This window comes from Streptomyces sp. OR43 (genome assembly GCF_008042275.1).
Taxonomy (GTDB): Bacteria; Actinomycetota; Actinomycetes; order Streptomycetales; family Streptomycetaceae; genus Streptomyces.
The window spans coordinates 2,401,587-2,421,796 of the sequence record NZ_RDBK01000043.1; the positions used below are offsets into that span (position 1 = coordinate 2,401,587).

Sequence of the window (20,210 nt, forward strand, 5' to 3'; positions counted from 1 at the left end):
GTGTGGGGCCGTGTGGCGGCCTGGGCGTGGCCGGGGCATACCAGGGGTGGGCCCCGATGTCCTGTGCCGGACAGCATTTGTTTTGACCGGAGTCGATGAGGTAGGTACGCTCAGACCTTGTGCCTGGGGTGTGCCTGGGCTCGCGTGCGTGTCCTCAACCGCACGGCGAGTCCGTCTTTGGCCACCGCGATCTGTGCTTCCACTGCTCCAGGGGAGTGGCCCGCAGCATTCGACACACCCGACCGCGTGGGTCGGTGAGTGTTCCAGGTTAGTTTCACCGACGGCACACAGAAACCGGAGAAGTAGTGCCTACGATTCAGCAGCTGGTCCGGAAGGGCCGGCAGGACAAGGTCGAGAAGAACAAGACGCCCGCGCTCGAGGGTTCGCCCCAGCGCCGCGGCGTCTGCACGCGTGTGTTCACGACCACCCCGAAGAAGCCGAACTCCGCGCTCCGGAAGGTCGCACGTGTGCGTCTGACCTCCGGCATCGAGGTCACGGCCTACATCCCGGGTGAGGGACACAACCTGCAGGAGCACTCCATCGTGCTCGTGCGTGGTGGCCGTGTGAAGGACCTGCCGGGTGTTCGCTACAAGATCATCCGCGGCTCCCTTGACACCCAGGGTGTCAAGAACCGCAAGCAGGCCCGCAGCCGCTACGGCGCCAAGAAGGAGAAGTAAGAATGCCTCGTAAGGGCCCCGCCCCGAAGCGCCCGGTCATCATTGACCCGGTCTATGGTTCTCCTCTTGTCACCTCGCTGATCAACAAGATCCTGCTCAACGGCAAGCGCTCCACCGCCGAGCGGATCGTGTACGGCGCCATGGAAGGCCTCCGCGAGAAGACCGGCGCTGACCCGGTCATCACGCTGAAGCGCGCGCTTGAGAACGTCAAGCCCTCGCTCGAGGTCAAGTCCCGCCGTGTCGGTGGCGCCACCTACCAGGTGCCGATCGAGGTCAAGCCCGGTCGCGCTGCCACCCTCGCGCTGCGCTGGGTCGTCGGTTACTCCCGCGCCCGTCGCGAGAAGACGATGACCGAGCGGCTCATGAACGAGCTGCTCGACGCCTCCAACGGTCTTGGCGCTGCCGTCAAGAAGCGCGAGGACACCCACAAGATGGCCGAGTCGAACAAGGCCTTCGCGCACTACCGCTGGTAGTCGCTTACCCCATCGAGACCGAGAGAAGATTGAGCCTTATGGCCACCACTTCGCTTGACCTGGCCAAGGTCCGCAACATTGGGATCATGGCCCACATCGACGCGGGCAAGACGACCACCACTGAGCGGATCCTGTTCTACACCGGCGTCTCGTACAAGATCGGTGAAGTCCACGACGGCGCTGCCACGATGGACTGGATGGAGCAGGAGCAGGAGCGCGGCATCACGATCACGTCCGCCGCGACGACCTGTCACTGGCCGCTCAATGATGTTGACCACACCATCAACATCATCGACACCCCGGGTCACGTCGACTTCACCGTCGAGGTGGAGCGTTCGCTCCGCGTCCTCGACGGCGCCGTCACCGTGTTCGACGGTGTGGCCGGCGTCGAGCCGCAGTCCGAGACCGTGTGGCGTCAGGCGGACCGCTACGGCGTGCCGCGTATCTGCTTCGTCAACAAGCTCGACCGCACCGGTGCCGACTTCTTCCGTTGTGTCGACATGATCGTCGAGCGCCTCGGCGCTGTCCCGATCGTCATGCAGCTCCCCATTGGCGCCGAGGCGGACTTCACCGGCGTCGTCGACCTCGTGTCGATGAAGGCCTTCGTGTACCCCGAAGAGGCCGCCAAGGGCGAGATGTACAACGTCGTCGAGATCCCGGACAACCTGAAGGAGGCCGCCGAGGAATGGCGCGGCAAGCTCCTTGAGGCCGTCTCGGAGAACGACGACGCCATGATGGAGCTGTACCTGGAGGGCGAGGAGCCCACCCAGGAGCAGCTGCACGAGGCGATCCGTCGGATCACCCTCGCGTCGAAGGGCACCGCGGACTCCGTCACGGTCACCCCGGTGTTCTGTGGCACCGCGTTCAAGAACAAGGGCGTCCAGCCCCTGCTCGACGCGGTCGTCCGCTACCTGCCTTCGCCCCTGGACGTCGAGGCCATCGAGGGCCACGACGTCAAGGACCCGGAGAAGGTCATCTCGCGCAAGCCTTCGGACGACGAGCCGTTCTCCGGCCTGGCGTTCAAGATCGCGAGCGACCCGCACCTCGGCAAGCTCACCTTCGTCCGGATCTACTCCGGTCGCCTGGAGGCCGGCACCGCGGTGCTGAACTCCGTCAAGGGCAAGAAGGAGCGCATCGGCAAGATCTACCGCATGCACGCGAACAAGCGTGAGGAGATCGCGTCGGTGGGCGCCGGTGACATCATCGCCGTCATGGGCCTGAAGCAGACCACCACCGGTGAGACGCTGTGTGACGACAAGAACCCGGTCATCCTGGAGTCCATGGACTTCCCGGCGCCGGTCATTCAGGTCGCCATCGAGCCCAAGTCCAAGGGTGACCAGGAGAAGCTGGGTGTCGCCATCCAGCGCCTCTCCGAGGAGGACCCGTCCTTCCAGGTGCACTCCGACGAGGAGACCGGCCAGACCATCATCGGTGGTATGGGCGAGCTTCACCTCGAGGTGCTCGTCGACCGCATGAAGCGCGAGTTCCGCGTCGAGGCGAACGTCGGCAAGCCGCAGGTCGCGTACCGCGAGACGATCCGCAAGGCCGTCGAGCGCATCGACTACACGCACAAGAAGCAGACTGGTGGTACCGGCCAGTTCGCGAAGGTGCAGATCGCCATCGAGCCCATCGAGGGTGGCGACGCGTCCTACGAGTTCGTCAACAAGGTCACCGGTGGCCGCATCCCCCGTGAGTACATTCCCTCGGTGGACGCGGGTGCTCAGGAAGCCATGCAGTTCGGCATCCTGGCCGGTTACGAGATGGTCGGCGTCCGCGTCACCCTTCTCGACGGTGGTTACCACGAGGTCGACTCCTCGGAGCTCGCCTTCAAGATCGCCGGTTCGCAGGCGTTCAAGGAGGGTGCCCGCAAGGCGTCCCCCGTGCTCCTCGAGCCGATGATGGCCGTCGAGGTCACCACGCCCGAGGACTACATGGGCGATGTCATCGGCGACCTCAACTCCCGCCGTGGCCAGATCCAGGCCATGGAGGAGCGCAGCGGCGCTCGCGTCGTGAAGGGCCTCGTGCCCCTCTCGGAGATGTTCGGCTACGTCGGAGACCTCCGCAGCAAGACCTCGGGTCGCGCAAGCTACTCGATGCAGTTCGACTCCTACGCCGAGGTTCCGCGGAACGTCGCCGAGGAGATCATCGCGAAGGCCAAGGGCGAGTAACTCTCCCGAGTTGACGCTTTAGGCTTATCACCGGAGCCTGGTGGGGCATTTGACACGGCGCGCAAGCATTGTGTCGAATGCCCCCGGCCCCGGCATCCCAGCAAAGATCACCTGGCGCCGATGAAGCAAGGCGTACAGAACCACTCCGCAGGAGGACCCAGTGGCGAAGGCAAAGTTCGAGCGGACTAAGCCGCACGTCAACATCGGCACCATCGGTCACATCGACCACGGTAAGACGACCCTCACGGCCGCCATTACCAAGGTGCTGCACGACGCGTACCCGGACCTGAACGAGGCCTCGGCCTTCGACCAGATCGACAAGGCTCCCGAAGAGCGCCAGCGCGGTATCACCATCTCGATCGCGCACGTCGAGTACCAGACGGAGTCGCGTCACTACGCGCACGTCGACTGCCCGGGTCACGCCGACTACATCAAGAACATGATCACGGGTGCCGCGCAGATGGACGGCGCCATCCTCGTGGTCGCCGCCACCGACGGCCCGATGCCGCAGACGAAGGAGCACGTCCTCCTGGCCCGCCAGGTCGGCGTTCCCTACATCGTCGTCGCGCTGAACAAGGCCGACATGGTGGACGACGAGGAGATCCTGGAGCTCGTCGAGCTCGAGGTCCGTGAGCTCCTCTCCGAGTACGAGTTCCCGGGCGACGACCTTCCGGTCGTCAAGGTCTCGGCGCTCAAGGCTCTTGAGGGTGACAAGGAGTGGGGCCAGACCGTCCTCGACCTGATGAAGGCCGTCGACGAGTCCATCCCGCAGCCCGAGCGTGACGTCGAGAAGCCGTTCCTGATGCCGATCGAGGACGTCTTCACGATCACCGGTCGTGGCACCGTCGTCACCGGTCGTATCGAGCGTGGTGTCCTCAAGGTCAACGAGACCGTCGACATCGTCGGTATCAAGACCGAGAAGACCACCACCACGGTCACCGGCATCGAGATGTTCCGCAAGCTGCTCGACGAGGGCCAGGCCGGTGAGAACGTCGGTCTGCTCCTCCGTGGCATCAAGCGCGAGGATGTCGAGCGCGGCCAGGTCATCATCAAGCCGGGTTCGGTTACGCCGCACACCGACTTCCAGGCCCAGGCCTACATCCTGTCGAAGGACGAGGGTGGCCGTCACACCCCCTTCTTCAACAACTACCGCCCGCAGTTCTACTTCCGTACCACGGACGTGACGGGCGTTGTGACCCTTCCCGAGGGCACCGAGATGGTCATGCCGGGTGACAACACCCTCATGGACGTCGCGCTGATCCAGCCGGTCGCCATGGAAGAGGGCCTGAAGTTCGCCATCCGTGAGGGTGGCCGGACCGTGGGCGCCGGCCAGGTCACCAAGATCCTCAAGTAAGTACTTGAGCGTCTGACCTGGTAGCTCCGCACAAGAGCACCGAGAAGGGCCCCGTCCCATCGCGCAAGCGGTGGGGCGGGGCCCTTCTTCTTGTCTCAGGCAGTGGCTACGGGCGGCCGGCGCACCATGAACACGTCCACCGGGTCCTCGTGCTCCAGGACGAACCCGTGCCGCTCGTACAGCCGCCGGGCCGCGCTGCCCTGGAGCACGTCGAGGCGGACCGGCACGCCTTCGGTGTCCGTACGGGCCAGCAGCTCGCCCAGCACGGCCGAGCCGATGCCCCGCCCCTGGACCTTCTCGTCGACGAAGAAGCTCTCCAGACAGTGCCCGTCCTGGTGGGGGCGGAGGGTGACGCTGCCGGCGAAGCGGCCTTCGACGACGATCACCGAGGTGTGCTCGGGCACGTAGGACTCCCGCATCCGCCGGCGCACCCGGTCCTCGTCGAAGCGGCCGAGGCGGACCAGGTCCGGGCGCATCACGACGGCCCGGAGTTCGACTATGGCTTCGAGGTCCTCGGGGGTGGCGGGGCGCAGGGCCCAGTGGTGGGTGGTACGTGCATGCATGGCTGGAGTCTGTCAGAGGGCTGATGGTGGATGCGCGGACGGTAGCGCCCAGAAATGGCGCATAGCTCTCTAAAGTGGGCGCATGTGTCACTACTGCGGCTGCCGTGAGATCCCGCTGATCAAGGAGTTCATCGCGGAGCACGAGTCCGTCACCGACGCGGCGGGCGGTGCGCTGCGCGCCCTGGACGCCGGTGACCGGAACCTTGCCGCGGAGCTGGTGGTCCGGATGGGGCGGGAGCTGCGGGCCCATTGGCAGGGGGAGGAGCAGGGGCTCTTCGCGGTGATGAGCGGCGACGCGGAGTACGCCGGGTACATCGACGCGCTGGTGGCGGAGCACCGCGAACTCGCCGCCTTCCTCGACCGGGTCGACCTGAGCCGAGCCGAGGACGTCGTACGGCTGCGCGAGGCGGTCGATGAGCTGCACCACCACATCGCGAAGGAGGAGGACGGGCTGTTCCCGGCCTCGCTCACCGCGTTGTCCGGGGACGAGTGGGACGTGTCGATGGCGGCCTGGCGTACGGCACATCCGGACGCGCGCGGGAGCCTCTGACGGGATCAGCCGGCCTCCGGGACCGCGCGGGCCGCCGCGCACAGAGCCTCGTCGTCGCGGGAGGCGGTGGGCCGGCCGGTCAGGGCCCCTGCGACAGGTCTGACAGGCGCACGCCGTGCAGGACGCGCAGGCGCCGCAGCTGCCAGTAGGCCAGGAGGACCAGCGTCACCGGCCCGGTGAGGCCGAGGAGCAGGTGCACCGGCGTGGAGACCTGGTCGTACATCGGGTCGCCCATCGTGGGCAGGGTCAGGCAGAGCATGAAGGCCGTCGGCAGCAGGACCGGCAGGCAGTCGTTGACGTCTGCGCTACGTCCTCCGTTGAGGATGAGCAGCAGCATGCCGTACATGCCGAAGAGACCCAGCCACAGGCCACAGACCGCGGTCACGGGTGAGCGCGGCGGCCAGTCGGAGAGGCGGGTCTGGATGAAGACCATCCAGGACGCACAGGTGAGGACGTAGGCGAGGAGCGGGCCGCGCCACATCTTGGTCGCGGCCCACTTCCGGCCCTTGGGCGCCAGCGCGACCGCGATCCCGCAGACGTTGAAGATGATCAGCATGGCGCCGGCCGTGTAGGCGAAGCTCTGCCAGAACCGCCTGGGAATCTCGCTCGCGGGCACGAGCCCGAGGGCCAGCCAGGCGGCGACGGTCAGGGCGAGGCCGAGCGCACCACGCCAGATCTGCGCCCTGTCGATCGCGCGGTCCCTGACCCGGTCGGCGCGCGTCGGTGAGCACAGGCGGTGCGCGGTGATCACCGGCACCAGCCAGCCCATCCACCACAGGACGCCGCGCCGCGCCCGGGGCACGAGGCGGAGAACAGGCGCGGGGGCCCGGCGGGGCGGTGCTCCTGGTGGCGGCACAATCGGACGTCTCGTATCTGGCTCCGCCATCGCTGCCCCCCCGTGGCCGGTGTCGGCACAACTGTAGGGATGTGCGGACTGAGCGTCATCAGTGCGTACCGGTAGGGGAGTTGTGGGCGGCCATGGGCAAGCGGAAGCAGGGGGCCTTTCGCGGGGATCAGACGGCGTCCAGGACCGCGCGGGCCGCCGCGCACAGAGCCTCGTCATCGCGGACGGAACGCCAGTCGTCGTGGCGTACGGGGCGTTCGTCGGCGTCGAGGAGGGCGCGCAGGTGCGGTGCCATCTGCGCGGGGTCCGCGGGGAGCCGGCACAGCCTCCGGACGACGGCCATCGCGTCGGAGCGGTGGTCGTGCGGGATCTGTTCCCCCGCCGCCAAATCTTCGGGCAGTGAGGCGAGGAGTACGTCGCTGTGCGCGGCGAAGGGGGCGAGCGCCTCGGCGAGGCTGAGGTCGCTGCGGCTCCAGCGGCGGTCGATCGAACCCGTGGGGCGGTGGGCGAAGTCGCCGCGGGTGCGCAGCAGTTCGACGAGGTACGGTACGCAGCGCTCGTCGCCCATCCGGCTCAGCGCCCACGCGGCGTGCTCCCGTGTGGGCTCGTTGGGTTCCTCGGCCGGGCAGAGACGCGCGGCGACGAGGTCGGCCCACGGGTGCGCGGCGGCTCCGCACATGGCGAGGACCCGCAGGGCGAAGACACGGTTCTCCGGATGTGCGTCGCTCACCCGCTCGGCCACGGTCGGCAGGAGCGCGGGTACGGCGGAGCGCCAGCGGGAGATCAGGGCCGCGGCGATCCGGAGGCCACCCGCGCGCTCATCCCTGCGGTCGTGGCGCAGCAACGCGTGCGCCAGGGCGAGCCGTCCGGGGAGGTCGGCTCCGAGCCGCCGGTCGGCCTCGGTGATGTCGTCGATGCGCGAGGAGAAGCACTCCGCGGGCGGGTAGGCCGACGCGGCCGAGGAGGCGAGGAGTGCGGCGGTGGTGACGTGGGCGTAGAGGGGGTCGGCGTGCCCGGGCAGGGCGCGGCACAGGGCCTCCACGGCCTGGAGCCGGACGTCGTGGCGGATCTCCTCGTCCCAGGCGATCCAGGCGTCAAGGTCCTGGTCGATGTCGGGTTCCGCTCCCTTGCCCTCGACGGTCATGCGGTGCCGCAGCCACGCGAGGGCTTCTTCGCGTCGACCGGTGCCATGGCGGGCGAGCTCGCCGACGCCCAGCACGAGGCGCCCGGCCGACCAGAGGCCCGCCTCGACGTCGAAGCGCGCCCGGAAGTCGGCGATCAGCCAGTCCGCGTGGGCCGCGGACTGTGCGAGTGCGCGGACCGCGCCGGCCCGGATGAGGGAGTCGCTGTCGTCGAGCAGCGGCAGCAGCTCCTCGGCGGCCCGCTCCCAGGTGGCCGGCCACCTCGCGTCCACGGTGGGCCGCCACCTGCCTTCGAGGATGCGGTCGACCTTCGCGGTCGGGGCGGTGTTGCCCGTGCCGGCGATGTCGGCGATCGTCCGCAGGACCTCGAAGCGCACCGTCACGTCCGGATCCCGGGCCGCCTCCACGAGGAACGGCAGTATCTCGGCGGCCGCCCCGCTCACCGAGCTGCCGTCGCCGATGGCCGCGAAGCGCAGATTCGTACAGGTGTCGTCAGCCGTGATGCGGTCGGTCGCCCAGAGCTCTGCCAGTACGTCGGGGCCGTACCGTTCGCCGGTGTAGGCATCGGTCACCTTCGACCAGTCGGTCCGTGCGGCGAGCCGTGCCAGTTGCTCTGCTCGTGTCTCCTGCGCGGACATGCTGCCCCTCGTCAGCCCTTCGGGGCGAGGCCCAGCAGGGGCAGGACGAGGTCGCGATTGCCTCTGCGTCCGTCCCACGCCTCGTACACCAGGGCCTCCGGGCCGGTGATCCGCAGCCCGTCGCGCAGGCCGGTCACCGTCATCCCCGCCAGCCTGCGGTACGCGTCCGAGGGCGACGGCCAGGGCAGCTCGGCCCACCAGTTGTGGCCGTAGACGGTGTCCTCGGGCGGCTGCCAGCCCGCCTCGACGATCAGCCGGGAGCCCGCCTCTCCCGCGCGCAGTGCCGGGTCGAGACCGTGATCCCCGACCAGTTCGGCCTCCACCCCTTCGTCGCTCTGGAGGAACTGCGCGTACCGGCCGGTGCCTCCGCCCTCGCGAATGATCAGCACCGATCCGGCGCCCAGCAGGGTCAGCTGCTCGGCGAGCCTTTCCCCGAACCCGTCCCACCCCGTCACAGCAGCCCCTCCTCATCCATCCGCAGAAGTTCGTCATCGAGGGAGAGCCGCTTGTTGGTCACCAGCTCCAAGTGCACCGAGTCTCCCGTGTGTTCGAGCACCAAGGTGGTGTCGGCGCCGGCTGCCCAGTGAATCGAGGCAGGGGCGCCCGGCCTGCGGTCCGTCGGCGCGCCCCACGACGTGTGCAACGCGGCGGCCATCCTCGCGAACGCGTCCTGGGACAGGGCCCATTCAGCCGCGTAGTCGGTCAGACGCAGCCGTACGCGCTCGACCATCTCCTGGTCCTGCGCGCTCCTGCGGCGGGACGTGGCGCGGTCGGCTCGTTCGAACCCGGTGCGGAGGAGGTCCCAGCGCGGCCGGATCATCAACGCCTGACGTGTGAACTGCGCGGACCGTCTGGAGCTCGGCGTGGCCCCCAGCTCCCACGTGCATTCCAACGACCGCAGTCGTTCAGCGAGTTCGACAACTTCGGCATCACTCAACGCACGCCATTGCGTCATACGCTCCGGAGGCGCGGCACGACCTCACCGGCCCGCCCCCTCCTCCTCACCCTCGTACGGCCGACATTTCGCCGATCATGGCACGCTGCTCCGACACTCCACATCGACGCGGCACACGGATATGCGGTTGCCCGCCTGCGCGGACGGGGGATGCAATGTCCGGCATGGTGACTGAAGTCCGCCCGCCGCGACGCGACGAGATGGCCGCTTACTACCGGACCCTGCCGTTCGCGAACGGCATGCCGAGCTGGGAACCCGAGGACGCCGCCTGGCACGGCGGCCCCGAGCCCTGGCCTCCACAGCGCGCGCCTGCCAGTGCCGATCAGTTGGAGGAGTTGGCCGCTGCCGACAGCGCGGACGCGTCCTTCCATCCGGTCGCGGCATTCGTCGACGGCAGATGTGTCGGTGCGTCGGGGACGATCTCCTTCGTGGTCACGGTCCCCGGCGGGGGGACGGCCAGGATGGCCGGCGTCACTTCCACCGGGGTGATCGCGACACATCGCCGGCGTGGTTGCCTGCGACAGATGATGCAGGCCATGTTCGACGCGGCCCTGGAGCGGGGCGAGCCGTTGGCCATGCTCAGCGCGAGTGAGGGCGGCATCTACGGACGGTTCGGGTTCTCGCCCGCGACCTACCGCACCCGGTGGGAACTGGCGCGTCACGAAGCGGCCCTCCTTCCGGCGGAACCGGACCCCGGGTCGCTGGAGCTGGTCGCCGCCGCGGACGCGAGAGCGGCCTGGCCCCGGGTGCATGCGCACGTGCGTGCGCAGCGCGTCGGAGAACTCAGCCCGCTCCCCGGGCGGTGGGACGGGCTGTCCGACGAGGCGGACGGTACGAACGGCCCGTTGCGCTACCTCGTCCACCGCGACCGCCACGGCGACGTGGACGGGATCGCCCACTTCCGGCTGCCCTGGTCACCGACAGCGGACCGGGCGGGAACGCTCGTGGTGGAGGCCCTGGAGGCGATGAACCCGGCGGCCTACCGTGCTCTGTGGGGGCTGCTCATCGACTTCGACCTCACCAAGACCGTCGTGGCGCCCGCCCGTCCGCGCGACGAACCCCTGCGATGGATGCTGACGAACCCCCGGGCGATGCGCGTCACCCGCCAGACGGACAACCTCTGGGCGCGCCTGCTCGATGTTCCGCGCGCCCTGACGCAGCGCTCGTACCTCACGCCGGGCACGCTGCGATTCACCATCGACGACGACCGGATGTGTCCGGGGAACAACGGGACGTGGCAGCTGCGGGCAGACGAAGCCACGGTGACGTGCGTGCCGACCGACGAGCCGGCAGACCTGACCCTCACGCTCCCGGCGCTCAGCACGCTCTACTTCGGCGGCATGTCGGCGCACGACCTCGCGTACGCGGGCCACATCAGGCAGCACACCGGCGGCGCGACCGGCCGGCTCGGCCGGATGTTCCGGGCCGACCCCGAACCGCACAACACGTTCGGCTTCTGATGGCCTGGCCGCTCAGTGATCCTTGGGACCCTCGGGACCCTCGGCGAAGACTTCTTCGGCGGTGGTTGCGGTGGTGGCACGTTGGAGCCACTGGTGGAGGAGGTAAGCGTCGGTGCAGGCAGTGATCTTCTTGCGGGCCGCTTCGGTGAGCGCGATGCCGCGCACGTCCAGGACCAGCAGGAGGCTGTCGGCTCGGCCTTGGGCTCGGCCTTCGGCCCGGCCTTCGTCCCTGATTTCTTCGGACATGGAGGATGTGTAGAGAGAAATATCCAAGGCCTCAGACCTCTCAACGTCGTGCATCCGGGCGGTGGCTGTCGCTGTCCTGTGTGGGCAGCGACGCCTCCGGCTGGGCGGGGGGCTATTCCCCGGTGAAGACTTCCTCGGCCGTGGTGGCAGTGGCAGCGCGCTGGAGCCACTGGTTCAGCAGGTGGGAGTCGGCGCAGGTCGTGATCTTCTGTCGGAGCTCGTCGGTGAGGGCGATACCGCGTGCTTCGAGGATCAGCAGCAGACTCTGGGCGCGGCCTTGGGCCCGGATTTCTTCGGACATGAAGGACTTGTAGAAAGACGTATCCACGGCCACCAGGTTCCTCCATTGTTGTGCGGCCGGGCGGTTGCCCAGGCCCTGTGCGGTGAGTTCGGCGATGGGGTCGGCAATGGTTTCGGGTACGTCGCGGAGTGCGGCGGAGAGCGTTTTCAGTATGGCATCGACGTCCGGATTGTCGGCGTGTGTGATGGCGGCGAGAGTGGCGAGTGCGAGGTCTTTGCGCGCTTCGGCGACGTTCTTGATGACGGGCATGTTGTGGGGTCCGGCGACGAGTGGGTTGAGGGTGAGGGTGGGCCACTGAGGCAGGCCGATGGTGATGGGGGTGGCGGCCCATTGGGCGGTGGCGTGGTCCTGGCAGACGACCAGGAGCAGGACGGGCAGGGCGCCGTATCGGTTGTGGAGGTAGCTGACGTAGTAGGGCCAGCTGGTGGTCTTGCGGGGGTCTTTCTTGCCTTGCGCCTCGACGGCGAGGAGGAAGGGGCCGTCGTCCTGCGTCTCGATGCGGAGGAGGGTGTCTACGCGTCGTTCCACGGGGCTGTTCTCGGTGAGGTCGTTGGGCAGGACGGTCGCGGAGGTGGGCGGGGGGATGTCGATGCCGAGGACTTCGGAGACGCGGGAGAAGAGGCCGGGGTACTCCTGGAAGATGCGGTGCATTGCTTCGTGGGGTGAGCTGACCGTGCGTGCGGGTCCGTTCAGGGGGCGTGGATGGCGGAGTGGGCTTCGGTTCGGCAGTCGCGGCAGTGGCCGGGGTGGGTGGCGCGGAAGGCGCGGTCGCAGGTGTCGCAGTTCTGGAGCGGGATGAGGGTGGTGATGCGGTGGCGGATGAACCCACGCGGAGAGCCAGCTGCGGATCGAGGTCACCGACACCCGCGACGACCGCCTGCCCGTGGTCGCGGCCCCCGACCCACTTGCGGAGAGCGGGCGCGGCCTGCTCATCGTCGAGGCACTCGCCGACCGCTGGGGCATCGTCCCGGGCCCGGTCCCGCGCAAAACGGTGTGGGCGGGACGGTGGAGGGGTGGCCTTGGGTGCGGTGGCTCCGGGCTTGTTGTAGGAGACGGTGCGGGTGGTGACGCGGCCGTTGGGGAGACGTACGCGGCTGCGGTGGAGGTAGCCCTCGGCTTCGAGTTCGTGGAGGGCGGCGGTGATGCGGGCTTCACTCTCGGGGAAGCGGTCGGTGAGGACCTTGATGCCGACTTTGGCCCCGGCCGGCAGGGACTGGATGTGGACGGCGAGGCCGATCGCGATCAGGGAGAGGCCGTCGTGCTGGGCGAGGTGGTTGCCGATGATCACGAAGCCGGAGGTGTGGCGGGTGTTGACGTGGATGACGCCGGATGTCGGCGTGACGTCGGAAAGGGTGCCGGGGGAGCCGGACTGGGCGCACGGAGGCGCGATAACCTGCGGGGTAGCCATTCGGGAAGCCCTAACTTCCTCGTGGTCAGGCCCCCGGTTGAGATTGTCAGTCTCGGCGGGGGCCGTCGCGGTTCTGTGGTTGTCGCGGCGAGCATATGCCGACCAACCCGTCTCGAATCCAGCCCAGTTGCCCAGGTTCACTCGCGCGAGTGATGCAGGTCAGGGCGGGGGTTGGGTCGGGTTTGGTGGGGTTATTTCCCTGAGTTCTTTAAAGCCTTTAGACGTCGTGGGCAGCCGCGTCGCGGGCAACCGGGTCGTGGTCCCGTACGTCGTGGGTGCCCACGACCCGGTGGAGTCGGTCACGGTACGAGGTCGAGTTCCGCCCACACCGTTTTGCGCGGGACCGGGCCCGGGACGATGCCCCAGCGGTCGGCGAGTGCCTCGACGATGAGCAGGCCGCGCCCGCTCTCCGCAAGTGGGTCGGGGGCCGCGACCACGGGCAGGCGGTCGTCGCGGGTGTCGGTGACCTCGATCCGCAGCTGGCTCTCCGCGTGGACGCTCAGGCGCAGTTGGAAGTCCCGGCCCGATACCCGGCCGTGGACCGAGGCGTTGGTGGCGAGCTCCGCCACGATGTGCGCGGCCGACTCGGAGGGCAGGCCCCAGAGGTCGAGATGGGCCACGGCGAGGAGGCGGGCCAGTCGGGCGCCTCGGCGCGTGGGCGAGAGCAGCACGGTGAACGTGCGTTCGGTGGAGTGGAGTTGAGGGGTGGCGGTTTGTTGGTTCACGTCACTCAGCGTGTCCGGGTCTGCGTACCGTGCCCAGGGACACAGCCCTTGCGTACGGCGATTGTCCCGGGCTTGTCCAGCGCTGTCCCGGCTGTCCTGAGTGACGTGCGGGGAACAGAGCCGGTTGAGCAGGAACGGCACGCGCGTCGGAAGTGGGGCACGGATGAGTGTGGACGGGGTCGGTACGGAGCAGGGCGGCGGCGGGGCGGACGAGCCCGGCTGGGACGTCGATCCGGATGACGAGTCGGGCGTTGCGGTGGTTGCCGCCGTGGGGCGCCAGATCCGGGCATGGCGGGAGGCCGCCGGTATGCGGGCTTGCGAGTTCGGGGCCGCCATCGGATACGGGGAGGACCTCGTCCGCAAGGTGGAGGGCGGGCGGAGGATTCCCCGGCCGGAGTTCCTGGACCGGTCGGACGAGGTGCTGGGCGCGGGCGGCAAGATCGCCGCGATGAAGCGGGACGTGGCGGCGGTTCGGTACCCGAAGAAGGTGCGGGACCTGGCGAGCGTGGAGGCCAAGGCGGTTGAGCTTGCGGCCTATGTGGCGCACGGCTTGCATGGGCTGTTGCAGACCCCTGGCCATGCGCGGGCGTTGTTCGAGGCCCGGCAGCCTTCGTACTCGCAGGACGAGGTGGAACGTATGGTCGCCGCGCGCATGGGTCGGCAGTCGATCTACGAGCGGTTGCCTGCGCCTGCGCTCAGTTTCGTTCAGGAGGAGTCGGCGCTCAGGCGCCCCATCGGGGGGAGGCCGGAGTGGCGGCGCCAGCTCGAACGGCTGCTGGACATTGGGAAGTTGCGCAATGTGACCCTTCAGGTGATGCCTACGCATCGAGAGGCGCATCCCGGGATGGACGGCGACATCGACGTCCTGAAGTTCAAGGACGGTACGGCGGTGGGGCGTTCGCACGGGGCATTCAATGGGCGCCGGGTGACCGACGCGAAGCAACTCCGTATCCTCGAACTGCGGTATGGCGTCATCCGGGCCGAGGCTCTCACGCCCCGGGAGACTCTGGCCTTCATCGAGAAAGTGCTGGGAGAGACATGATGCGCAGGACCTCCACGCAGGCCGATTCCGAGCTGGCCTGGTTCAAGAGCAGCTACAGCAGCAACGGCAACGAAGGCGACTGCGTCGAGGTCGCCACAGCCCCCGGCGCCACGCACGTCCGCGACTCCAAGAACCTCCCCGGCCCGCAGCTCACCTTCGGCGACGACGCATGGGCCGGCTTCGTCCCGTACGCCGCCGGGCGCTGACCCCTATATACGTACCGGCGCCAACGACGCGTCCCGGATCCCCCGCAGCACCTCCGCCCCGATCTCCGCCAGTCGGTGAGCCGGTGGCGGGGTCGCGCCGAGCCCGATCGCGTACCCCGTGCGGCCGCCGACGCTGAGCGGGCGCGGCCAGATACGGCAGTCGGCGGCGCCCGCCTCGGCGAGGGCGGCGGTCAGGGCCAGCAGACGCCCGCGTAGCCGCCCCTCGTCCGGGCCGCCCGGGGGCACCGAGGCGAGGGCCCAGGACGGGTGCAGGTCAGCAAGGCGCGGCGGCGCGCACAGCAGCGCACGCGGGTCGGTGCCGTCCTCCGCGGTCTCCAGGACCTCCCAGGCCCGGTACAGCTCGGCGGCCAGGAGATCGCGGCCCGCGACGGAGACCTGCTGGGTGCAGGACCGCACCGGAGCCGTCGGCGTCAGCACCGTAACCGGGTCACCGGTTGCCGCAGCCCCGCCCACCGCCTCGTCCCAGTCCCACGCCGCCCAGGTCGCGAAGAAGTGCCGGAGCAGCGCGAGCGGCGGCAGGTCGCCCGCCTCGTGCGCGGTACGGGCGGCGAGTACCGCCCAGGCCAGACCCGGCAGCCCGCCGCACGGCGCGGAGTCGAGGCCCCTTGCCCCCGCCCACGCCTTGACGTCCCGGGCGAGAGCGGCGTAGGCGTCCCGGTGCGGGTCCGCTGCCGCGAGCACCGCCTCGGCATCGCTCACCGCGCTGAGCGCGACCTCCGCCGCGTCGCCCAGCTCACTGCGGCGGGCGACCGCCTCGTCGGGGGAGAGGGCCCCGGTCGCCACGGTGACCAGGTCGACCCGGAGGCCGTCGAGCTGCCAGCGCAGCCCGGGCACCCGGGCGCCGGACACCTCGCGCAGGCCGTGGGCCTCCGGGAAGGCATCCGCCAGCCGGGACCGCACCCTGGCCGGCTCGACGGCGCCGGGCAGGGCCGCGACCAGGTCCAGGTCCGCGCCGGGCAGCGCGCAGCCCATGCGCCGGGAGCCGACGACGTGGACCCGGGCGCCGGGAAGGGCGGCGGCGACCCGTTCCCTGACCCCGTCGGCGGCAGCGAGCGGCGGGCCCAGCTCCACCCGTACCCCGTAGTGGTCGGAGACGCACAGCCCCTCCGGGCCGGGCACCTCACCCGTCAGGGCCGCCGACCGGGCGCGCAGCCGTTCCGTACGCAGCAGCACCCTGTCCAGCCGGGAGACGCGGCCCGACAGAGAGGAGACGGCGGCCAGGGGGTTCACCGAAGGGTCGAAGGTGGGAGTGGCGTCGGCGGGCCCGTGGATCTCCGTCCACGCGTCCGTCATCGCCAGGCGGGTCTGCGGGTGGTCGCCGCCGTCGTTGAAGTCGCCCACCAGCAGCAGTTCGCCCTGGACCGAAGCCAACCCCGTTGCCAGGTCGGTCAGTTCGGCGTCGCGGCGGGTGGCGCCCTCGGGGGAGTGGTCGCTGCTGAGGTGGGTCACGGCCACGGTGACGGGGCCTGCGGCCGTCTCGACGACGGCCGCGGCCACCGCCTTGTGCGGGCCGAGCGCGTGCAGAGCCGCCTCGCTCACGGGCAGCCGGCTGAGCAGTAGCAGTCCGCAGTCCGGTACGTCATGGCCGGCCGGGTCGGTGGCGAGGACGTACGCGTCCCGTACCCAGTCGCTGGCCAGCAGCAGGTCCAGCAGCGCGGGCTCCGCCTCCTGGAGCGCGATCACGTCCGCGTCCGCCGCGCGCAGGGCGTCGAGGAGGAGCGGGCGGCGGCGGGCCGTGTCGATGCGGTCGCTGTCGTAGCGGTCCCAGAGGGTATTCCAGGTGAGCACCGTCAGCGGGCCGGGCGGACCGGACGGGCCGGACGGGCCGGGGAGCCGAGCCGGCGACGGCTCCCAGGCGCCCGTAGGAGGGGAGAAGGCGTGCGGGACGCGGGAGGTGAAGTAGGGGGAGGGCAGGCGGCGCGGGCTGCGGACCCGGCCCGCGTCCGTCGCGTCGATCCGGTCCGTGCCCGAGGAGCGGTCCCACACCACCTCGCCGTCCGCCTCGAAGAACAGCACCCGGTGCCAGGGGATGTCTCCGCCGGGCGTGAACCGCTCCAGCGGCACCCGCTTGGGGTCCCGGCCGCGCTGGGCGACACCCAGGACGAAGCGTGCCGGGTCGAAGCGGGCGTCCCAGCGGACCCGGTGGTAGATCTCCTCGCTCGTACGCATCAGGTCCGGTCCTCCACGGTTCCGCTCGTGCCGATGTACCAGGTGCGGTGGGCCTGGCCGGGGTACGGGGGTACGAAGCGGCGCAGCTGGGAGGCCAGGACCTCCGGGGGGACGGGGTGGCTGCGCCGGGTGTTGCGGGCGGTGAGTTCGTCCGCGCCGATCCAGGCCACGGCGTGGGTGATCAGGGCGTCCCGGCGGTGGGCGACCGCGTGGACCAGGGAGCGCTGGTGCGCGTTGAGCGAGGTGGCGTCCCAGACCACCGTCGCGCCGGGGACGAGGGCGGCGTCCAGGCGGTCCAGGCCCTCGCGCAGCACGTCCGCGTTGGCGCTCTGGTCGGCGCGCGATCCGCGGGCCTCGCGCAGGTCGTCGAGCGAGAGGTACGTGGCGACGCCCGGAAGCCCGCGGCCGAAGGTGCTCTTGCCGCTGCCGGAGGGGCCGACCAGGTGGATGAGGCGCGGGAAGTCACCGGACCGCCACCGCCACGTCGCGGCGACCGCCTCCGCCGCGGTGCCGATGCGGCCCCGCGCGTACGCCTCGCGGGCCTGCGCCAGGCAGCGGGCTGCGGCGTCCGGCTCCAGGTCCGCGAAGGACTCCCGCAGCCCGGCCGGTTCCGCCACCTCCGCCGCGTGCAGGGCCGACCACTCCACCTGCTCGCGTGCCTCGGGGCCGTCCGCCAGTACGCCCGCCAGCGCGTGCAGGACCGGCAGGTCGGCGGCGAGCGCCATCCGGGCCAGGCCCGCGTGGCGCTCGTCGTCCGGATAGGGGCGGTGCAGTGCGGGGTACAGGCCGACCAGGTCCGCGGTGCGGCGGGCGAGCGGCATGCCGAGCGGTCCGGCGAGCGCCGGGGCGAGTGCGGCCCGGCGGGTGCGGTGCAGCAGGGCGGCGAGCACCCCGGCCAGGCGGTCGTCGCCGGTGCGGCCCCGTGCGTCCAGGGCGTCGGCCGTCGCGAGGGCCGCGGCCGCGTCGCCGGGGGCGATGCCCGTGGCGAGCGCCGCCGGCTGCCCTGTGGTGCCCGCCGCCTCACCCACCCCGGTGCCCGTGCCGACATCGCCGAGCGCCCCCGGACGCCCCGTGCCGCCCGTCGCTCCGCCCGCCCCGGCGCCGACCGCGACCGCGAGCGCCGCCGGGTCCACCGGGGCGCCCGAGCGCACGGCCCACAGGGCGGCGGCCGGGCCCAGGCCGTTCTCCGTCACCGCCGCGTGCATCCAGTGCGTGTCCGTCGTCACGTGGCCCGGCCGCACCCACTTCGCCACGCGCCGCTTGAACGCCGCGGCCGGGAAGCTCTCGGCGGGGCGGACGACGTAACCCTCCTGGCGTAGCGTGTCCGGCCTCAGTGCGCGCAGCGCCTTCTCGGCCCGGGTGTCGAACACGCCTCGCCACAGGACCGGCGGGGTCGGGATGCCCAGGTCCCGCAGGAAGTCCACGGTCCGGTCCCAGTCCAGGCAGACCTCCCCGTCCCAGACGGAGAAGCCGTAGAAGTGGCTCGCCAGGTCCTCGTACGGGATCGAGTGGCGGGCGAACATGTTCTCGCCGCAGATCCGCCACCCCGCCGGGATGCGCGGGCCGATGCGGCCCTGGAGCGCCTTGACCCAGCCGCGGGAGGGGTGGTGCGCCGAGTCGAGGGAGCGGGCGTGCAGCCCGTCCGCGTACAGCGTGGTGTTCTCGCCGTCCAGCTTCTCGGTGACGACGACCTCGGAGCCGGTCAGCCCGGCGAGGTCGGCCAGGCGCACATCGTCCGAGGTGACCCCGGGTGACCAGGGAAGATGCGGCGTCCGTGGATAGTGCGTACGCATGTTCCGTGCCCCCGGTGAGTCGCCGTCCCGGCCGTTCACACTAGGGGCGGGGCCGTGCGGCACTCGACCGAATATCGAGGCGGGGAGCACGGGCCGGGTCTCACCGTTCGTGCCCGCGTTTGACCACGGCGGCGCGGGGGGTAAGATCCTCGGCCCGATTGGCCAGGCTCATGCGCCGTATGGCACACTGACCAGGTTGCTCGGTTGAGTGTCAATGCTGCGCGCCTCCCGCCGGGAGGACCGGAAGCGAGTCCCACAGTACTCGTCGGCCCTGTAAGGGCCGGACGTACGGGAATCTTTCGGGAAGCGTATGTGTGGCACCGGCCAGGCGCCCGGTGGGGTTCCTCCCCCGGCAGCGCGGTCTCAGGCCCGCACCCCCTTGGTTGGGATTTCCTTCGGGAGATTTTCGTAGAGGGGATGCGACACGCCCGACCGCGTGGGTCGGAGGCGGAGTTACCAGAACCTCGGGTTCCAGAGCGTTACGAGAGACAGGACTACTAGTAGCCATGGCGGGACAGAAGATCCGCATCCGGCTCAAGGCCTACGACCACGAGGTCATCGACTCCTCGGCGAAGAAGATCGTCGAGACGGTGACCCGCACTGGTGCGTCGGTCGCGGGCCCGGTGCCGCTGCCCACTGAGAAGAACGTGTACTGCGTCATCAAGTCGCCGCACAAGTACAAGGACTCTCGCGAGCACTTCGAGATGCGCACGCACAAGCGCCTCATCGACATTCTCGACCCCACGCCGAAGACGGTTGACTCGCTGATGCGCCTCGACCTGCCGGCTGGCGTCGACATCGAGATCAAGCTCTGAGGGGACGGGCCGAGATGAGCAAGAACATCAAGGGCGTCCTGGGCGAGAAGCTCGGTATGACCCAGGTCTGGGACGAGAACAACCGGGTTGTCCCGGTGACCGTCGTCAAGGCCGGTCCGTGCGTCGTGACGCAGGTGCGTACGAACGACAGCGACGGCTACGAGTCGGTCCAGATCGCCTTCGGCGAGATCGACCCGCGCAAGGTGAACAAGCCCCTCAAGGGTCACTTCGCCAAGGCCGACGTGACCCCGCGCCGCCACCTGGTGGAGCTCCGCACCCCTGACGCCAGCGAGTACACGCTGGGCCAGGAGATCACCGCCCAGGTGTTCGAGTCCGGCGTCAAGGTTGACGTCACGGGCAAGAGCAAGGGCAAGGGCTTCGCCGGTGTCATGAAGCGTCACAACTTCAAGGGCCTCGGCGCCGGTCACGGCGTCCAGCGCAAGCACCGTTCCCCCGGTTCGATCGGTGGCTGTGCCACCCCTGGGCGTGTCTTCAAGGGCATGCGCATGGCCGGTCGGATGGGTAACGAGCGCGTCACCACCCAGAACCTGACCATCCACGCGGTTGACGCGGAGAAGGGTCTGCTCCTCATCAAGGGCGCAGTCCCCGGTCCGAACGGCGGCCTCGTCCTGGTCCGTACCGCGGCCAAGGGGGCTTGAG

The 20,210-nt window shown here is 69.9% G+C and carries 20 protein-coding genes and 1 pseudogene; 11 read left to right on the forward strand and 10 right to left on the reverse strand.

Going from position 1 to position 20,210, the window contains the following annotated elements; all coding sequences use genetic code 11:
* Window positions 1-305 precede the first annotated feature (305 nt).
* The 4 genes from rpsL (at window position 306) to tuf (ending at window position 4,672) form a co-directional block, all read left to right on the forward strand.
* Window positions 306-677, forward strand: coding sequence for a 30S ribosomal protein S12 (rpsL, locus tag EAO72_RS29735; protein WP_003948652.1), 372 nt, complete (start codon window positions 306-308; stop codon window positions 675-677).
* Between the two features lie 2 nt (window positions 678-679).
* Entirely contained in the window at window positions 680-1,150 is a 471-nt protein-coding gene (rpsG, locus tag EAO72_RS29740) for a 30S ribosomal protein S7 (RefSeq protein WP_014047773.1), read from the forward strand.
* Between the two features lie 38 nt (window positions 1,151-1,188).
* Entirely contained in the window at window positions 1,189-3,318 is a 2,130-nt protein-coding gene (gene fusA, locus EAO72_RS29745) for an elongation factor G (protein WP_148020218.1), read from the forward strand.
* 160 nt (window positions 3,319-3,478) lie between these two features.
* Window positions 3,479-4,672 (forward strand): elongation factor Tu, encoded by a 1,194-nt coding sequence (gene tuf / locus EAO72_RS29750; protein WP_148020219.1) that lies wholly within the window; start codon window positions 3,479-3,481, stop codon window positions 4,670-4,672.
* Between the two features lie 95 nt (window positions 4,673-4,767).
* Here tuf and EAO72_RS29755 read toward each other — a convergent pair whose 3' ends face one another.
* The gene (locus EAO72_RS29755; protein WP_148020220.1) at window positions 4,768-5,235 is read right to left on the reverse strand and encodes a GNAT family N-acetyltransferase; all 468 of its coding nucleotides are present in this window, start codon (window positions 5,233-5,235) and stop codon (window positions 4,768-4,770) included.
* A gap of 82 nt (window positions 5,236-5,317) precedes the next feature.
* Here EAO72_RS29755 and EAO72_RS29760 point away from each other — a divergent pair, with 82 nt between their 5' ends.
* Window positions 5,318-5,785 (forward strand): hemerythrin domain-containing protein, encoded by a 468-nt coding sequence (locus EAO72_RS29760; protein WP_148020221.1) that lies wholly within the window; start codon window positions 5,318-5,320, stop codon window positions 5,783-5,785.
* A gap of 79 nt (window positions 5,786-5,864) precedes the next feature.
* On the opposite strand, the gene EAO72_RS29765 is transcribed toward EAO72_RS29760, so the two are convergent.
* From EAO72_RS29765 to EAO72_RS29780, 4 genes are all read right to left on the reverse strand, one after another.
* On the reverse strand, window positions 5,865-6,587 hold the full coding sequence (locus tag EAO72_RS29765) for a hypothetical protein (protein WP_148020222.1): 723 nt from the start codon (window positions 6,585-6,587) through the stop codon (window positions 5,865-5,867).
* Window positions 6,588-6,798: 211 nt separating this feature from the next.
* Window positions 6,799-8,409, reverse strand: coding sequence for a HEAT repeat domain-containing protein (locus EAO72_RS29770; RefSeq protein WP_222724130.1), 1,611 nt, complete (start codon window positions 8,407-8,409; stop codon window positions 6,799-6,801).
* Window positions 8,410-8,420: 11 nt separating this feature from the next.
* Window positions 8,421-8,864, reverse strand: a complete 444-nt coding sequence (locus tag EAO72_RS29775; protein ID WP_148020223.1) for a TY-Chap domain-containing protein — start codon at window positions 8,862-8,864, stop codon at window positions 8,421-8,423.
* Complete coding sequence (locus EAO72_RS29780; protein ID WP_148020224.1) at window positions 8,861-9,364, reverse strand: DUF6301 family protein; 504 nt, start codon at window positions 9,362-9,364, stop codon at window positions 8,861-8,863. Before EAO72_RS29780 ends, EAO72_RS29775 begins: the two co-directional genes overlap by 4 nt.
* A gap of 164 nt (window positions 9,365-9,528) precedes the next feature.
* Here EAO72_RS29780 and EAO72_RS29785 point away from each other — a divergent pair, with 164 nt between their 5' ends.
* Window positions 9,529-10,824, forward strand: coding sequence for a GNAT family N-acetyltransferase (locus EAO72_RS29785; RefSeq protein WP_187285274.1), 1,296 nt, complete (start codon window positions 9,529-9,531; stop codon window positions 10,822-10,824).
* A gap of 12 nt (window positions 10,825-10,836) precedes the next feature.
* Here EAO72_RS29785 and EAO72_RS29790 read toward each other — a convergent pair whose 3' ends face one another.
* Both EAO72_RS29790 and EAO72_RS29795 read right to left on the reverse strand, forming a co-directional pair.
* Window positions 10,837-11,070: a hypothetical protein gene (locus tag EAO72_RS29790; protein ID WP_261991666.1), complete on the reverse strand. Its 234-nt coding sequence runs from the start codon at window positions 11,068-11,070 to the stop codon at window positions 10,837-10,839.
* 112 nt (window positions 11,071-11,182) lie between these two features.
* Window positions 11,183-12,022 carry a hypothetical protein gene (locus EAO72_RS29795; protein WP_148020227.1) on the reverse strand — a complete coding sequence of 280 codons (840 nt, stop codon included), beginning with the start codon at window positions 12,020-12,022 and terminating at the stop codon, window positions 11,183-11,185.
* A 190-nt stretch (window positions 12,023-12,212) separates the two neighbouring features.
* Between EAO72_RS29795 and EAO72_RS43855 the strand changes: the two are divergent.
* Window positions 12,213-12,371, forward strand: a pseudogene (locus EAO72_RS43855) (ATP-binding protein); the annotation flags it as partial.
* Window positions 12,372-13,078: 707 nt separating this feature from the next.
* Here EAO72_RS43855 and EAO72_RS29810 read toward each other — a convergent pair.
* Window positions 13,079-13,504, reverse strand: a complete 426-nt coding sequence (locus tag EAO72_RS29810; RefSeq protein WP_187285275.1) for an ATP-binding protein — start codon at window positions 13,502-13,504, stop codon at window positions 13,079-13,081.
* 163 nt (window positions 13,505-13,667) lie between these two features.
* Between EAO72_RS29810 and EAO72_RS29815 the strand changes: the two genes are divergently transcribed.
* Together EAO72_RS29815 and EAO72_RS29820 are read left to right on the forward strand one after the other, a co-directional pair.
* The gene (locus EAO72_RS29815; protein ID WP_148020228.1) at window positions 13,668-14,546 is read left to right on the forward strand and encodes a helix-turn-helix domain-containing protein; all 879 of its coding nucleotides are present in this window, start codon (window positions 13,668-13,670) and stop codon (window positions 14,544-14,546) included.
* Window positions 14,543-14,752 carry a DUF397 domain-containing protein gene (locus tag EAO72_RS29820; protein ID WP_148020229.1) on the forward strand — a complete coding sequence of 70 codons (210 nt, stop codon included), beginning with the start codon at window positions 14,543-14,545 and terminating at the stop codon, window positions 14,750-14,752. The genes EAO72_RS29815 and EAO72_RS29820 overlap by 4 nt, the downstream gene beginning before the upstream one ends.
* Before the next feature lie 3 nt (window positions 14,753-14,755).
* Here the strand turns inward: EAO72_RS29820 and EAO72_RS29825 are convergent, their stop codons facing one another.
* Window positions 14,756-16,942 carry a poly(A) polymerase gene (locus EAO72_RS29825; RefSeq protein WP_148020230.1) on the reverse strand — a complete coding sequence of 729 codons (2,187 nt, stop codon included), beginning with the start codon at window positions 16,940-16,942 and terminating at the stop codon, window positions 14,756-14,758.
* Window positions 16,942-18,735 (reverse strand): RNA ligase family protein, encoded by a 1,794-nt coding sequence (locus tag EAO72_RS29830; protein ID WP_148020231.1) that lies wholly within the window; start codon window positions 18,733-18,735, stop codon window positions 16,942-16,944. Before EAO72_RS29830 ends, EAO72_RS29825 begins: the two co-directional genes overlap by 1 nt.
* Window positions 18,736-19,241: 506 nt before the next feature.
* Between EAO72_RS29830 and rpsJ the strand changes: the two genes are divergently transcribed.
* Both rpsJ and rplC read left to right on the forward strand, forming a co-directional pair.
* On the forward strand, window positions 19,242-19,550 hold the full coding sequence (gene rpsJ / locus EAO72_RS29835; protein WP_003948644.1) for a 30S ribosomal protein S10: 309 nt from the start codon (window positions 19,242-19,244) through the stop codon (window positions 19,548-19,550).
* A gap of 14 nt (window positions 19,551-19,564) precedes the next feature.
* Complete coding sequence (gene rplC / locus EAO72_RS29840; RefSeq protein ID WP_136328436.1) at window positions 19,565-20,209, forward strand: 50S ribosomal protein L3; 645 nt, start codon at window positions 19,565-19,567, stop codon at window positions 20,207-20,209.
* Window position 20,210 lies beyond the last annotated feature (1 nt).